The organism is Methylobacterium oryzae (assembly GCF_036441375.1).
In the GTDB taxonomy this organism is placed as follows: Bacteria; Pseudomonadota; Alphaproteobacteria; order Rhizobiales; family Beijerinckiaceae; genus Methylobacterium; species Methylobacterium oryzae_A.
Genome location: NZ_MLCA01000015.1, coordinates 63225 through 77196, shown reverse-complemented (window position 1 = coordinate 77196; position 13972 = coordinate 63225). Strand labels below are relative to the sequence as shown.

10 protein-coding genes are annotated in these 13972 nt (G+C 71.4%); 2 read left to right on the top strand and 8 right to left on the bottom strand.

Annotated features, from left to right (window positions below; genetic code table 11):
* Positions 1-7 precede the first annotated feature (7 nt).
* From tsaE to MOTC310_RS28425, 3 genes are all read right to left on the bottom strand, one after another.
* Positions 8-1561, bottom strand: a complete 1554-nt coding sequence (tsaE, locus tag MOTC310_RS28435) for a tRNA (adenosine(37)-N6)-threonylcarbamoyltransferase complex ATPase subunit type 1 TsaE (RefSeq protein ID WP_331304287.1) — start codon at positions 1559-1561, stop codon at positions 8-10.
* A 179-nt stretch (positions 1562-1740) separates the two neighbouring features.
* Positions 1741-3021, bottom strand: coding sequence for an EAL domain-containing protein (locus MOTC310_RS28430; protein WP_331304188.1), 1281 nt, complete (start codon positions 3019-3021; stop codon positions 1741-1743).
* An 86-nt stretch (positions 3022-3107) separates the two neighbouring features.
* Entirely contained in the window at positions 3108-5000 is a 1893-nt protein-coding gene (locus MOTC310_RS28425) for a sigma 54-interacting transcriptional regulator (protein WP_331304187.1), read from the bottom strand.
* Positions 5001-5309: 309 nt separating this feature from the next.
* On the opposite strand from MOTC310_RS28425, the gene cynS reads away from it, so the two are divergent.
* Positions 5310-5798, top strand: a complete 489-nt coding sequence (gene cynS, locus MOTC310_RS28420) for a cyanase (protein WP_091784976.1) — start codon at positions 5310-5312, stop codon at positions 5796-5798.
* A 255-nt stretch (positions 5799-6053) separates the two neighbouring features.
* On the opposite strand, the gene MOTC310_RS28415 is transcribed toward cynS, so the two are convergent.
* The 5 genes from MOTC310_RS28415 to MOTC310_RS28395 all read right to left on the bottom strand — a co-directional run bounded on the left by MOTC310_RS28415 (position 6054) and on the right by MOTC310_RS28395 (position 12731).
* Positions 6054-9326: an efflux RND transporter permease subunit gene (locus tag MOTC310_RS28415; RefSeq protein WP_331304186.1), complete on the bottom strand. Its 3273-nt coding sequence runs from the start codon at positions 9324-9326 to the stop codon at positions 6054-6056.
* Between the two features lie 219 nt (positions 9327-9545).
* A complete protein-coding gene (locus tag MOTC310_RS28410) occupies positions 9546-9980 on the bottom strand; it encodes a tellurite resistance TerB family protein (protein ID WP_331291841.1) in 435 nt (144 codons plus the stop codon).
* A gap of 106 nt (positions 9981-10086) precedes the next feature.
* On the bottom strand, positions 10087-10287 hold the full coding sequence (locus MOTC310_RS28405) for a DUF3606 domain-containing protein (protein WP_331291842.1): 201 nt from the start codon (positions 10285-10287) through the stop codon (positions 10087-10089).
* 153 nt (positions 10288-10440) lie between these two features.
* Positions 10441-10662 carry a YbdD/YjiX family protein gene (locus tag MOTC310_RS28400; RefSeq protein WP_331291843.1) on the bottom strand — a complete coding sequence of 74 codons (222 nt, stop codon included), beginning with the start codon at positions 10660-10662 and terminating at the stop codon, positions 10441-10443.
* 8 nt (positions 10663-10670) lie between these two features.
* Positions 10671-12731 carry a carbon starvation CstA family protein gene (locus MOTC310_RS28395; RefSeq protein WP_331304185.1) on the bottom strand — a complete coding sequence of 687 codons (2061 nt, stop codon included), beginning with the start codon at positions 12729-12731 and terminating at the stop codon, positions 10671-10673.
* Between the two features lie 289 nt (positions 12732-13020).
* Between MOTC310_RS28395 and MOTC310_RS28390 the strand changes: the two genes are divergently transcribed.
* Positions 13021-13890, top strand: a complete 870-nt coding sequence (locus tag MOTC310_RS28390) for an NAD(P)-dependent oxidoreductase (protein WP_331291845.1) — start codon at positions 13021-13023, stop codon at positions 13888-13890.
* Positions 13891-13972: the final 82 nt, after the last annotated feature.

The following is a 13972-nucleotide window of genomic DNA, read 5'->3' as shown; positions in this document are numbered from 1 at the left end:
CCGGAGGTCAGGGTTCGGGCGCCGGGGCGACGAGGCCCGGCAGGTGGTCCGCGTGCCAGGCCCGCAGCCCGGCGAGCGCCGGATGGGCGAGGTTGCGGGCGAGATAGCCCTCGATGCGCGGCAGGTGGGCGAGGTAGCCGGGCTTGCCGTCGCGCCGGTCGAGGCGCGCGAAGATGCCGAGGATCTTGGTGGCCCGCTGGGCCGCCAGCAGCGCGTAGGCGGTGGCGAAGGCCCCGACGTCGAAGGCCGGGTCCCGGCCGCGACGCTCGCGGGCGTAGAGGCCGAGCAGCCGCAGCTCGAATTCCGCGCTGGAATCCACGCGGGCATCCTGCAGCAGCGAGGCGACGTCGTAGGCCGGGTGGCCCATGACGGCGTCCTGGAAGTCGATCAGCCCGACTCGCTCCAGCCCGTCGCGCTCGGGCAGCCAGATCAGGTTCGGGGAATGGTAGTCGCGCAGGGTCCAGGTCGGCCGGTCCGGGATCGCGCCCCGCAGCGCCGCCCGCCACAGGTCGACGAAGGCCGCCCGCGCCTCCGCCGACAGGCTGACGTTGCGGATCGCCGGGGCGTACCATTCGGGCATCAGCTCCGCCTCGAACAGCAGCGCCTCCATGTCGTAGGGCGGCAGCCTGTGCTCGATCCCCTCAGCCACGGGCAGGACCGGGGGGAGCGGGTTGGCGTGGAGCTTGGCCAGCACGCGCACGGCCTCGGCGTAGCGCTCGGGCCGCGGGGCGCCGCCCTCGACCACCGGCTCGCTGCCGAGATCCTCCAGGATCAGCAGGCCCTCGGTCAGGTCCTCGCCGTAGATCTTCGGGGCCGAGAAGCCGAGCGCCCGCAGGCCCCGGTCGAGGGCCACGAAGGCGTGGACGCTCTCGGCGAGGTGCACGATGGCGCTGTAGGGCTTGCCGTCCCGCACCGGCGGCCCGTCGGGGCGCGGCGGCGCGATCATCAGCACGGCGCTGGTGCCGTCGGGCTTGGTCAGGCGCTCGTAGGCGCGGGAGGAGGCGTCCCCCTGCATCAGCGTCCGCTCGGCGATGTCCCATCCGCTGCGGTCGAGGAGGCGGCGCACCGCGCGGGCCCGGTCGAGGCGGGCGCGCATGCCGCCGGCGCCGTCGATCCGGGCGAGCCGCGCCTCGGGGCCGAACTCCGCCCGCAGGGACAGGTCCACCGTCAGCACCGGGCCGCCGCGGGGCGGCATCCGGTCGGGCCACTCCACCAGGGTGATCGCGCCCTCGGCCATCTCGTCGAAGCCGAGTTCCACCAACTCGTCGGGGTCGCGCAGCCGGTACAGGTCGGCGTGGACGATCGGCCGACCGTCGCGGGCCGCGTAGGGCTGGATCAGCGTGAAGGTCGGGCTCGGCACCTCCAGGCGCGCGTCGCCGGCGAGTTCGCGGATGATCGCGCGGGCGAGCGTGGTCTTGCCGCCGCCCAGCCCTCCGGACAGCGCCACCACGTCCCCGGGCATCAGGAACTCGGAGAGGAAGAGGCCGAGATCCTCGGTGGCCGTCTCCTCCGGCAGCACGAATTCCCAGGGCGCCGGCTGCGCGGGTGCCCCCTCCTCCATCTGCCCGTCCTGCTCGTCTCCGCCCAAAGCCCGCCTCCGAGACCCGAAGACGCATGGTCCGAAAACACGCACCGGATGCAAGCGTTTCCGCCCGGAGCCGCGCGCTTCCCGCCCGCCCGGTGCATCGAAACCACGCTCGCGGAAGCGGCGAGAGACCGCGCCGGGCCCCCGGAAATCCGTCAGGCCCGGGCGTGGACCCTCGTCCGGTCCTGGTCGGCCCCGCGGGAAAGCCCGCAGCGCCACGCCTCAGCGTTCCAGGCCGCCGCGGCCGCGAGGGCGTCCGCCTCGGGCATCGGGCGGCCGAAATGGTAGCCCTGACCCAGGGCACAGCCCATGGCGGCGAGGGCCTCCGCCTCGGCGCGGCCCTCGATGCCCTCGGCGACCGCCACCACCCCGATCTCGTCGGCGAGCCGCAGGATGGTCTGGACGATCCGGCGATCGCGCGGCTCCGCCAGCATCGCCCGGACGAAGGCCCGGTCCACCTTGAGCGTGGTGATCGGCAGCGTGCTGAGATGGCTGAGCGAGGAGTAGCCGGTGCCGAAATCGTCCACCGCGATGCCGAGGCCGGCGGCGCGGCAGCGCGCCAGGGCGGCTGCCGCCCCGGCCGGATCCTGCATCAGCGCGCTCTCGGTGATCTCGAGCTTCAGGGCGCCAGGGGCGATGCCGGTCCGGCGCAGCATCGCGTCGACCAGGCCGCATATATCCGAGCGGGCGAGGTCCTGGGCCGTGACGTTGAAGCTCACGAACAGCGACGGCTCGACGGAGGCCGGGGCGCGCAGGCCGGCCTCCAGGACCCGCGGGACGATCCGGCCGATCGCGCCGATCACCCAGGCGGTGACCGCGAGGATCAGGCCGTTCGCCTCGGCGGCCGGGATGAAGGACGCGGGCGACACGAGCCCCCGCTCGGGGTCGTGCCAGCGGATCAGGGCCTCGAAACCGGCCAGCTGCCCTGTGGCGAGCCGCACGATCGGCTGCAGGAACAACGCGAACTCGTCCCCGGCCAGGGCCCGCCGCAGGGCGCGCTCCTGCGCGAGGGAGGCGACCGTCGCGTCGAAATCGGCGCGGGCGGAGGGCGACGGCGGCGCCGGAGGCCCCTCCGCCGCGGCCGGCCCGAGGCGCGGCAGGGTCTCGCGGAACCGGGCGATGAGCCCCTCGAGGCAGAGGCGCAGGATCGGGTCGGCGCCGGCGAGCCGCTGGCGGATCTGTGCCGCGCCCACCGGGACGAGCACGCAATCCGCCTCGGCGCGCGCGCCGGCGGAGCGCGGGAGGGCGTCGAGGATGGCCATCTCGCCGAAGATCTCGCCGGCCCCGCGCCGGGCGAGCACGGTCTCGCCGCCGTCGCCTCGCCGGAAGATCGCGATGCGGCCGCTCAGGATCAGGTAGGCGCAGTGCCCGATCGCCCCCTCGTCGAACAGGACGGCACCGGCCGGGAGGGTGACGGGGTCGGAGAGATCCTGCATCGGCCGGGGACGCTGCGCCTTCGACGGGAAAGCCCGGCGCGATCCTTGGCCGGGCGACCTTAAGATCGGATCAAGGACCGGCCGGATCAGCCGCGCGGGATCCCGTGCGCCTTGATCCGGGAGGCCAGCGTCGTCGGGCGCAGGCCGAGGAGCGCGGCCGCGCCGCCCGGCCCGGAGATCCGGCCGCCCGCCAGCGCCAGCGCCGCGACGATCTCGGCGCGGTCGCGCGCCCGGCGCTCGGCCTCCGTGGCGGGCCGCCCACCGGGCGCCGCGGCCGGTGTGGCCGGATCTGCGGGCCCCGGCGCCTCCCCGTCGGGCAGGTCGAGGCGGAGGCGGCCCCGGGCGGAGAGGATCACCGCCCGCTCGATCACGTTCTCCAGCTCGCGGACATTGCCGGGCCAGGGATAGCGGCAGAGGCGGCGGACATCGCCCTCGGTGAGGCGCGGCTCCGGGACGGCGAGGCGGCGCGCGGCGACCCGGAGCAGGTTCTGGGCGATCGGCGGGATGTCCTCGGGCCGCTCGCGCAGGGGCCGCGCCTGGATCGGGAAGACGTTGAGGCGGAAGTAGAGATCCTCCCGGAAGCGGCCGGCCCTGACCTCGGCGCGCAGGTCCCGGTTGGTGGCCGCGACCACGCGCACGTCCACCGCCCGCGTGCGCGCCTCGCCGACCCGCTCGAACGAGCGCTCCTGCAGAACGCGCAGCAGCTTGCCCTGGAGATCGAGGGGGATCTCGCCGACCTCGTCGAGGAACAGCGTGCCGCCATCGGCGAGTTCGAACCGGCCGACCCGGTCGCGGACCGCCCCGGTGAAGCTGCCCTTGGCGTGGCCGAAGAACTCGCTCTCGAACAGCTCGCGGGGGATCGCCGCGCAGTTGACGCGGATCATCGGGCGGGCGCCGCGGCGGCTCGCCTCGTGGATCGCCCGGGCGATCAGCTCCTTGCCGGTGCCGGATTCGCCGGTGATCAGCACGGTGGCGTCGGTGGCGGCGACGCGGTCGACCTGCCGGAGCGTCGCCGCGATGGCCGGCGAGCGGCCGATGATGCCCTGGTGCTGGCGCTCGGCCCGGATTTCCTCCTTGAGATACGCGTTCTCCAGCTCCAGGCGCTCCCGCAGGGAATCGACCTCGGCGAGCGCGCTCGTCAGGCGGGCCTCGGCCTCCCGGCGCTGGCTGATGTCGCGGAACACGATGACGGCGCCGAGGAGGCGCCCCCGGTCGCGGATCGGCGTCGAGGTGTACTCGACCGGGAAGGACGTCCCGTCGGCGCGCCAGAAGACCTCGTGATCGACCTGGTGGACGATCCCGTCCCGGAACGCCGCGTAGATCGGGCAGTCGCGATGGGGGTAGTGGCTGCCGTCCGGGTGGGTGTGGTGCACGGCGGCGTGCATGTCCCGGCCGACGAGGTCGGCGGCCTCGCAGCCGAGCATGCGCGCGGCGGCCGGGTTGACGAAGGTGGTCACGCCCTCCGCGTTGACGCCGTAGATCCCCTCCCCGGCCGCGCGCAGGATCAGCTGGTTGCCCCGCTCGATGTCGCGGAAGATGCGCTCCACGCGCTGCCACTCGGAGAGGCCGGCGCGCATATGGGCCTCGGCCTCGCCGTCGATCTGGCGGCGCTGGAGGATGTCCGGGTCCGCCAGGGTCACGAGGAGGCGCATCGCCGCGCCCGGCAGCGGGAAGGCCGCCGTATCGACCCGCAGGTCGCGGCCCGCCGCGTCGCGCGGCGCCAGCGTCCGCGTCCACCAGTGCCCCTTGGCCAGGACGGCCTCGGTGAAGACCGTGAGGGCCGGGAGCTGGCCGGGAAACAGCGCGCTCGCCCGCGCGCGCCGCAGCGCCGGACGCCCGTAGCCAAGGAGGCGTACCGCCGCCGGGTTGGCGTCCGCGACGCGGTCCTCCTTGGGCGCGAGGACAAGCATGGGGTCCGGGCTCGCCTCGAAGACCGGCCCGAACGCGGCAGCCGCGGCGAGATCACGAGATGTCGTCATCTGCTCACGATATCTCGTTACCGACGAAATGTCGTCAGCGGTGACCTTTTCCTTAACCCGCTGCCAGAACGGCCGATTCTGCCCCGCCTTCGGCTGGCACACACTTTGCCCAGTGGAGGCTGTCCGCCCGTCGGCCGGCGCCGCTCCCGAGGGCGCGCCGCGACGACGGCCGGCGGATGCCCCCATCCGGCCGCGACCGTTTCCCCTCACCGGTCGCGATCCGGGCGCGCACCCCGCCTCGGGGTGGGTGAGGCCGCGGAGAGCGCGGCCTCACCGGGCCCATCGCAGATTCGAATCCGGGAGCCGACGATGAAGCGCGAGGACCTGACCGAGAAGCTTCTCGACATCAAGCGCGAGAAGGGGTGGAGCTGGAAGCACATCCACGAGGAGATCGGCGGCCTGTCGCCGTTCCTGATCACCGCGGCCTGCATGGGCCAGATGAAGCTGCCGAAGGCCCAGGCCAAGCGGGCCGCCGAGCTCTTCGGCCTCACCGCCGCCGAGGAGCGGATGCTCAACGAGCCGCCCTATCGCGGCTCGATCCCGTCGATGCCGCCCACCGACCCGCTGATCTACCGGTTCTACGAGCTGGTGATGGTCTACGGCACGACCTTCAAGGAGCTGATCCAGGAGGAGTTCGGCGACGGCATCATGTCGGCGATCGACTTCAACATGGACATGGCCCGCGAGGCCAACAACAAGGGCGACCGCGTGCGGCTGACCATGTCGGGCAAGTTCCTGCCGTACAAGTATTACGGCAACGACGACGACACGCCGGAATACGGTTTCAAGGAGGGGTGAGCGACCCGGAAGGGTTTCCCCCCGATCAGGATCCGATGTTCATACATCCGGATCGGGCCAGCGGCACTGGCCGCGGCGCGCGACGCGCCCCTCTCCCGTGCGGGAAAGGGCTGGGGTGAGGGACGACACGCACCCTGATGGAGCGCGTCGTCGACGCGCGCTCAGCTCGAGCTCACTCCGGGCGACCGGATCCCTCACCCTGTCCTCTCCCGAACGGGACAGGGGATCCGCGGCTCGTCCTGCCGCCGCAGCGCCTCAGGCAGCCGCCGGCCGGCCCTCCGGCTCCAGGTAATCCTGCACCGGCTGCGCCGGGCCGCCGCGCATCAGCACGTAGAGGAACGGCACCAGGAGCAGGGTCGCGGGCGTCGCGAAGGCGATGCCGCCCATGACCGCGCGGGCGAGCGCGGCGTTCTGCTCGCCGCCCTCGCCGGTGCCGAGCGCCATCGGGATGAGCCCCAGGAACATCGCCGAGGCGGTCATCAGCACCGGCCGCAGCCGGGTCTCGCCGGCCGTGATCGCCGCCTCCAGGGCGCTGCAGCCCGTCGCCTCCCGGTGCTCCTTGGCGAAGGTGACGAGCAGGATCGAATTCGCAGAAGCGATGCCCACCGACATGATCGCGCCGAAGATCGACGGGATCGAGAAGGGCGTGCCGGTGACGAACAGCGCGAAGGTGATGCCGCAGAAGGCCATCGGCAGGGCGGCGATCACCACGAACGGGTCGCCCCAGCTCTGGTAGTTCACCGCCATCAGCAGGTAGACGGCGATCAGCGCGATGGCGAGGCCGATCTCCAGGCGGAAGAAGGCCGAGCGCATGTTCTCGATCTGGCCGCGGACCGTGATCTTGTCGGGCGCCTCCAGGTTCTTCTGCTCGTCCTGAACGATCGCGTCGATCTCGCGGGCGACCGAGCCGAGGTCCCGGTCCTGCACCGACGCGAAGATGTCGAAGGTCGGCTGGATGTTGACGTGGCTGATCATGGTCTGCGTCGGCGTCCGGCGGATGTCGGCGAGGCTCGACAGCAGAGTCAGCACCCCGGGACCGGAGCCGGAGGTCGCGGCGGCGCGCACGAACATCGGCGTGTTGCGCAGGTCGGTGAGCGAGCTGTTGCGGTACTCGGGCGTCTGCACCCAGAGCTGGTACGGGATGCCGGTCTTCGGGTCGGGCCAGAAGTTCGGCGTGACCTGGTAGCTGCCCGACAGCGAGATGTTCATGTTCTGCGCCACCTGCTGCTCGGTGAGCCCCAGCTCGGAGGCGAGGCGCCGGTCGACGTCCACGTAGAATTGCGGCTCGTTGACGATCTGCTGCAGGTGGACGTCGACGAGGCCCTTCGTGTGCTTCAGCCGCTGGACGATGCGCTGGGCGACTTCCAGGTCCTTCTCCTTGTGCCGGCCCGAGACCTGCACGTCGATCGGTGTGAGGACGCCGAAATTCAGGATCTGGGTGATCATGTCGGCGGGCTGGAAATAGACGACCACGTCGGGAAAGCGCTTCATCAGCACGTCGCGCAGGCGCTTCGTGTAGGCCGCCACCGAGCCGTGCCCCTCCTTCAGGCTGATGAGCATCTGCCCGTCGTTGTAGGAGACGAACGAGCCGTCCGAGAACGCGAAGTTGTAGTTGTTCGACGGCAGGCCGATGTTCTGCAGGATCTGGTCGACCTCACCCGCCGGGATCACCTCGCGGACGGTGTCCTCGACTTCGGCGAAGACCTGCCGGGCGGTCTCGATGCGCATGCCGACGCGGGTGCGCAGATGCATGGTCATCTGGCTCGCCTCGATCTGCGGGAAGTAGTCCTGGCCGACGAAGACGAACAGGACGCCGGTCATGCCGAGCACGCTTCCGACGGCGCCCAGGGTGACGACCCGGTGGCGCAGCACCGCGTGCAGCAGGCCGACATAGCCGCGGTGGAACCGCGCGAAGCCGCGCTCGAAGTGGCCGTGGATCCAGCCGGCGAGCCGCAGCGCGGGGGCGCCGACGAGGCCGGCGGCCCGGGCGATGCGGCCGCGCCGGGGGGCCTCGTGCCGGTCCCGGTCCTTGGCGTGCTTCTGCCGGTATTCCGGCGCCACGATCACGTCGATCAGCAGCGGCACCAGGGTCCGCGACAGCAGGTAGGAGGTCAGCATCGCGAACACGACCGCGAGCGCCTGCGGGGTGAACAGGTATTTCGGCGTGTCGGTCAGGGCGAACACCGCCGTGAAGGCCGCGCAGATCGCCAGCGTCGAGATCAAGGCCGGCTTGGCGATCCCGGCGGCGCCGTGGACTACGCTCTCGCGGAACTCCTCGCCCTCCTCGAACAACCGGTAGGTGTTCTCGATCGCCACCGTGGCGTCGTCCACCAGGATGCCCACCGCCAGGGCGAGGCCGCCCAGCGTCATCACGTTGATGGTCTCGCCGAGCGCGGCGAGCACGGCCAGCGAGGTCATCACGCAGAGCGGGATCGAGATCAGCACGATGATCGTCGAGCGCCAGGAGCCGAGGAACAGCAGGATGGCGAGCCCCGTCAGGGCCGCCGCGGTGAGCGCCTCGTGCAGCACGCCCTCGATGGCGTTCGACACGAAGACCGACTGGTCGAACAGCGGCTTGATCGACAGGCCCTCGGGCGCGGCGGCGCGGATCGTCGGCATCGCCGCCTTGACGTTGTTGACGACGTTGAGGGTCGAGGCGTTGCCGTTCTTGATGATCTGCATCAGCACGGCCTGCTGGCCGTCGGCGCTGACCACGTTGACCTGCGGCGGGCCGCCGTCGCGGACATAGGCGACGTCGCGCACCAGCACGGGCTGCCCGGCCACCACCTTGATCGGCGCGAGGTTCAGCGTCTCGATCGAGGGCGGGGTGGCGTTGAGCTGGACCGGGTATTGCTGCTCGCCGATCTTGGCGAGGCCGGACGGCACCGTCAGGTTCTGGGCCGTCATGGCGTTCGTGACGTCGAGCGGCGTCAGGCCGAGCGCCTGCAGGGCGTTGAGGTCGAGATCGACCATGATCTGCCGGGGCGCGCCGCCGAACGGCGACGGTAGGGTCGAGCCGGGGACCTGCGCGAGCGTCTGGCGGATCCGGTACTGGGCATAGTCGTAGACTTGGTTGAGACTCTCCTTGGCCGAGGTCAGGGCGAGCTGGATGACCGGCACCGAGGAGGCGGAGTAGCGCACGATCACCGGCGGCTGCGTGCCGGGGGGCATCACGGCGCGGATCGAGTTGGTCGAGGAGACGACCTGGGCGATGGCGAGGTCGAGGCTGACGGTCGGCTCGAAGTAGATCCGCTGCACCGCCGTGCCCTGGAGCGTCGTCGACTCCATGCGGCGGATGTTGTTGACGTTGTTGGAGATGCCGTACTCGGCATAGGTCGTGACGCGCTGTTCCATCTCCGGCGCCGACAGGCCGGTATAGGTCCAGACCACCACGACGACCGGGATGTCGACGACCGGCAGCACGTCCTTGGGTGTGACGAGGATCGCGCCGACGCCGCCGAGCATCATCAGCACCGCGAGCACGTAGGTCGTGATCCGGAACTTGAGCGCGTAGAGGACGAGGCCCATGCGGTCTCCGCCGGCCGGCCGCGGGCCGGCAACTCCGCGTTGTATACCGGCTCACCGGCTAAACCCGGAATGTTTCGCTATCACGTCCGGGCAGGCAAGGGTCGGGCCGCGTCGCCGCAGGGCCGCGCGTCCCCGCCGGACGGGGCGGCCCCGACCCGCGCCCTCACCCTGAGGCGCGGGCAGGCGGGAGCCCCGCCTCGGGCCGCCGCGCCCGCCGGATCAGCGCAGCAGGGCGGACTTGTCGACCTGCAGCGCGGCGGCGATCTCGTCGAGCGCCTTGTGCTCGACCGCGCTGATCCCGTCGATATCGGCCACGTCCGCGCCGATCAGGAACACGTCCTGGCGCTGCTCGATCGGCCGCTCCGCGATGGCGCCGATGTGGCGCAGGTTCTCCAGCCGCCCGGCCCGGGTCTTGGCCCGGGCGATCGCCTCGTAGAGCTCCTGCTCGACGCGCAGCGTGTCGTAGGATTTCTCGAGGATCGGGTTGGCGCGGATGCCGCTGATCGCCGACTCGATCTCCTCCTCGCCCACGTCCCCGTCCGCCACGATGACGTTGGCGGCGGACGAGACGGCGGCCTGCAGGAAGACCGCGTCGCCCGCATACGACATGATCGTGCGGCCGAACCGAAGGATGGCGTCCTGGAAAATGCTCATGCCGACCTCCCGTCGGGCCTGAGATGGCGGATATTGTGGCGGCCGAGTCAAGATGCGGCCGAGCTTATGCCCGGGATCGCGGAGGACTAGTTCTCGCGCGGCGGCCTCACGTGGCGGGCTCGTGGCCCGGCCAGTCCCGCCCGAGATGGGCGGCGACCCGGGCCGGATCGTCGCCGACCGCCGCCACGGCGGCCTCGACCTGCTCCACCGGGACCATGAACCGGCGCGCCCAGTAGGCCCGCTCCCAGGCATGGGCGGTGTTGACGGCCCGGGGTTCCTTCGAGTCCTGCGCGCTGTCGTCGGTCATCGGCCTTCCGCATCCGGCGAGGGCCGGCGGCCCTCCGGCGTAGAGAACGCCGGCCGGGCCGGATCGGGTCCGCGCAGCGGGCGCGGTTCGGTCCGCGGCGAAGACACGCCACCGTCCTTGCGAGCGGAGACGACCAGGCTCGCCGGCCGCCGCTCAGCAGCAGCGGAAGCCCGACGTGTTGCCGACCCCGAAGCGGGCGTTCTCCCGGTTGCGGAAGAACTCCACCTCGGTCATCGGCGCCCGGTCGGGATGGGTGCGGCGGACATGCTCGGCATAGGCCGCGTAGTCCCCCTGCCCGACCATCAGCCGGGCGCCGTCGCAGACGCATTTGGACAGCGTCCGGATCCGGTCCCGCAGGTTCGACGACGGCAGCATGGGACCTCCTACTCGGCCGCGACCATGTGCGGCTCGGTCTCCAGCGCGGTCCAGCGATCCGCGCGCCACGCCTTCAGGCAGGCGGCGATGCCGAAGCCCGCGATGGCGACGACGAGGCCGATGAACAGGGCCGCCAGCACCGCGTCGATGCGGTCGTTGAGGATGATCTGGCTCATCTGGTCGGCGTTCTTGGCCGGGGCCAGGACCTTGCCCTCCGCGGCGGCGGCGGCGTAGCGCTGGGCATGGGCCAGGAAGCCGATCTTCGGGTCGGCCGAGAAGATCTTCTGCCAGCCGGCCGTGAGGGTGCAGATGCACAGCCACGCGGTCGGGATGATGGTCACGAACGCGTAGCGCTCGCGCTTCATCTTGAAGATCACCACCGTGCACAGCGTCAGCGCCACCGCGGCCAGCATCTGGTTCGAGATGCCGAAGAGGGGCCACAGGGTGTTGATGCCGCCCAGCGGGTCGGTGACGCCCTGGTAGAGGAAGTAGCCCCAGGCCCCCACCGAGAGGGCGGTCGCCGCGATGCTCGGCCCCCAGGCGGTCGTGTTCTTGAACGCCGGCACGGCGAGCCCCACGAGATCCTGCACCATGAACCGGCAGGCGCGCGTGCCCGCGTCCACGGCGGTCAGGATGAACAGGGCCTCGAACAGGATCGCGAAGTGGTACCAGAAGGCCATCATCGCCTTGCCGCCGACGGCCGACGAGATGATGTGGGCCATGCCGACCGCGAGCGTCGGCGCGCCGCCCGCCCGCGAGATGATCGTGTGCTCGCCGACATCCGCGGCGGTCTGGGTGATCACCTCCGGGGTGGTGGCGAAGCCGAGCTTGGTCACCGCGGCGGCCGCGGTCTCGGGCGTCGTGCCGACCAGCGCGGCGGGCGAGTTCATGGTGAAGTAGACGCCCGGGTCGATCACGCAGGCCGAGACCAGCGCCATGATCGCCACGAAGGATTCCATCAGCATGCCGCCGTAGCCGATGAAGCGTGCATCCGCCTCGCTGGCGATGAGCTTCGGCGTCGTGCCCGAGGAGATCAGGGCGTGGAAGCCCGAGACCGAACCGCACGCGATGGTGATGAACAGGAACGGGAACAGGCTGCCGGCCCAGACCGGGCCGGTGCCGTCCACGAACTTGGTGATCGCCGGCATCTGCATGTGCGGCGCCACGAAGGCGATGCCGAGCGCGAGACCCACGATGGTCCCGATCTTGAGGAAGGTCGACAGGTAGTCGCGCGGGGCCAGCAGCAGCCAGACCGGCAGGATCGAGGCCACGAAGCCGTAGCCGATCAGCATCCAGCAGAGCTGCGGGCCCGTGAAGGTGAAGGCCGGACCCCAGACCGGGCTCGACGCCACCGAGCCGCCGGCGACGATCGCCAGCATCAGCAGGACGAAGCCGAGGATGGAGACCTCGCCGATCTTACCGGGGCGGATGTAGCGCGAGTAGACGCCCATCAGCATGGCGATCGGGATCGTCGACATCACCGTGAAGGTGCCCCAGGGGCTCTCGGCGAGCGCCTTGACGACGATCAGCGCCAGCACGGCGAGCAGGATCACCATGATCAGGAAGGTGCCGAACAGGGCGATGATGCCGGGAATCGTGCCGAGCTCGGCCCGGATCAGCTCGCCGAGCGAGCGGCCGTCCCGGCGCATCGACACGAACAGGACCATGAAATCCTGCACGGCACCGGCGAGCACCACGCCGGCCAGGATCCACAGCATGCCGGGCAGGTAGCCCATCTGGGCGGCGAGCACCGGGCCGACCAGGGGGCCCGCCCCCGCGATCGCCGCGAAGTGGTGGCCGAACAGGACGCCGCGATTGGTGGGCACGTAGTCGAGCCCGTCATTGTGGCGCACGGCGGGCGTCACGCGCTTCGGGTCGAGGCGCATCACCTTGTCGGCGATGAATTTCGCGTAGTAGCGGTAGGCGATCAGGTAGGTGCAGACCGAGGCGACCACGATCCAGAGGGCGTTGATCGTCTCGCCCCGCTGGCTCGCCACGATCGCCAGCGCCGCGGCGCCGAGCGCCCCCACGAGGGCCCAGGGCCCATGCCTGCCGATCGCCGAACCCATGTCCCACTCCCTGACCGACCGCCTCGCGCGCGGGGCCACGCGCGGGGGGCTCCGGCTGGGACTTCGTGGTCCCGGGCTACACGGGCGGGTTATCCTATTGGTCCGCCGTTGACGCAAGCGATCCGAGCTGTGATGCAACGTCGGCGGCGGCACGACGCCTAATCTGTCACATCGGGTCCCCGGCACGGCCCCGACCCCCTTCACGGCCAGGCTGCCGAGCTCCGTCGCCGCCCGCCGTCGGAGAAGGAAGGGCGCCGGCGCGGTCCGGGCCTGCGAGGAGCGCACGACAATGGCGAAGGTCGCATTCCTGGGTCTCGGCGTGATGGGCGGCCCGATGGCCGGACACCTCGCCAAGAAGGGTGGCCACGACGTCACCGTCTACAACCGCACCACGCCCAAGGCGGAAGCCTGGGTGAAGACCTACGGCGGCGCCTTCGCCCCCACGCCCCGGCAGGCCGCCGAGGGTGCCGAGATCGTGTTCGCCTGCGTGGGCAACGACGACGACCTGCGCAGCGTCGTGCTGGGCGAGGACGGGGCGCTCGCCGGCATGAAGCCCGGCGCGGTGTTCGTGGACCACACCACGGCCTCCGCCGAGGTCGCCCGGGAGCTCGCCGCGGCGGCGGAGGCCAAGGGGCTCGGCTTCATCGACGCGCCGGTCTCCGGTGGCCAGGCGGGCGCCGAGAACGGCGTGCTCACCGTGATGTGCGGCGGCGACGCGGCGACCTACGCCAAGGTCGAGGGCGCGATCGGGTCGTTCGCGCGGGCCTGCCGGCTGATGGGCCCGGCGGGGGCCGGCCAGCTCACCAAGATGGTCAACCAGATCTGCATCGCCGGCCTCGTCCAGGGCCTGTCGGAGGGCGTCCACTTCGCCAAGCGCGCCGGCCTCGACGTCGAGGCGGTGCTCGACGTGATCTCCAAGGGCGCCGCCGGCTCCTGGCAGATGGAGAACCGCGGCAAGACCATGAACGCCGGCAAGTTCGACTTCGGCTTCGCGGTCGACTGGATGCGCAAGGACCTGGGCATCCTGCTGGACGAGGCCCGCCGCAACGGCGCCAAGCTGCCGGTCTCGGCCCTCGTCGACCAGTTCTACGCCGAGGTGCAGGCCATGGGCGGCAACCGCTGGGACACGTCGAGCCTCGTGGCGCGGCTGGAGCGCTGACACCTTCCGCCTCCACCCTGGACTCGATCACAGGGTGAGGCGCGACCTGCTTCCCTCTCCCCTGCGGGAGAGGGGACCGGCG

What these genes read in the sequence shown, in the direction of transcription:
- tsaE (WP_331304287.1), bottom strand. Translation starts at nt 1,561, where the DNA reads ATGGAGGAGGGGGCACCCGCGCAGCCGGCGCCCTGGGAATTCGTGCTG.
- MOTC310_RS28430 (WP_331304188.1), bottom strand. Translation starts at nt 3,021, where the DNA reads ATGCAGGATCTCTCCGACCCCGTCACCCTCCCGGCCGGTGCCGTCCTG.
- MOTC310_RS28425 (WP_331304187.1), bottom strand. Translation starts at nt 5,000, where the DNA reads ATGACGACATCTCGTGATCTCGCCGCGGCTGCCGCGTTCGGGCCGGTC.
- cynS (WP_091784976.1), top strand. Translation starts at nt 5,310, where the DNA reads ATGAAGCGCGAGGACCTGACCGAGAAGCTTCTCGACATCAAGCGCGAG.
- MOTC310_RS28415 (WP_331304186.1), bottom strand. Translation starts at nt 9,326, where the DNA reads ATGGGCCTCGTCCTCTACGCGCTCAAGTTCCGGATCACGACCTACGTG.
- MOTC310_RS28410 (WP_331291841.1), bottom strand. Translation starts at nt 9,980, where the DNA reads ATGAGCATTTTCCAGGACGCCATCCTTCGGTTCGGCCGCACGATCATG.
- MOTC310_RS28405 (WP_331291842.1), bottom strand. Translation starts at nt 10,287, where the DNA reads ATGACCGACGACAGCGCGCAGGACTCGAAGGAACCCCGGGCCGTCAAC.
- MOTC310_RS28400 (WP_331291843.1), bottom strand. Translation starts at nt 10,662, where the DNA reads ATGCTGCCGTCGTCGAACCTGCGGGACCGGATCCGGACGCTGTCCAAA.
- MOTC310_RS28395 (WP_331304185.1), bottom strand. Translation starts at nt 12,731, where the DNA reads ATGGGTTCGGCGATCGGCAGGCATGGGCCCTGGGCCCTCGTGGGGGCG.
- MOTC310_RS28390 (WP_331291845.1), top strand. Translation starts at nt 13,021, where the DNA reads ATGGCGAAGGTCGCATTCCTGGGTCTCGGCGTGATGGGCGGCCCGATG.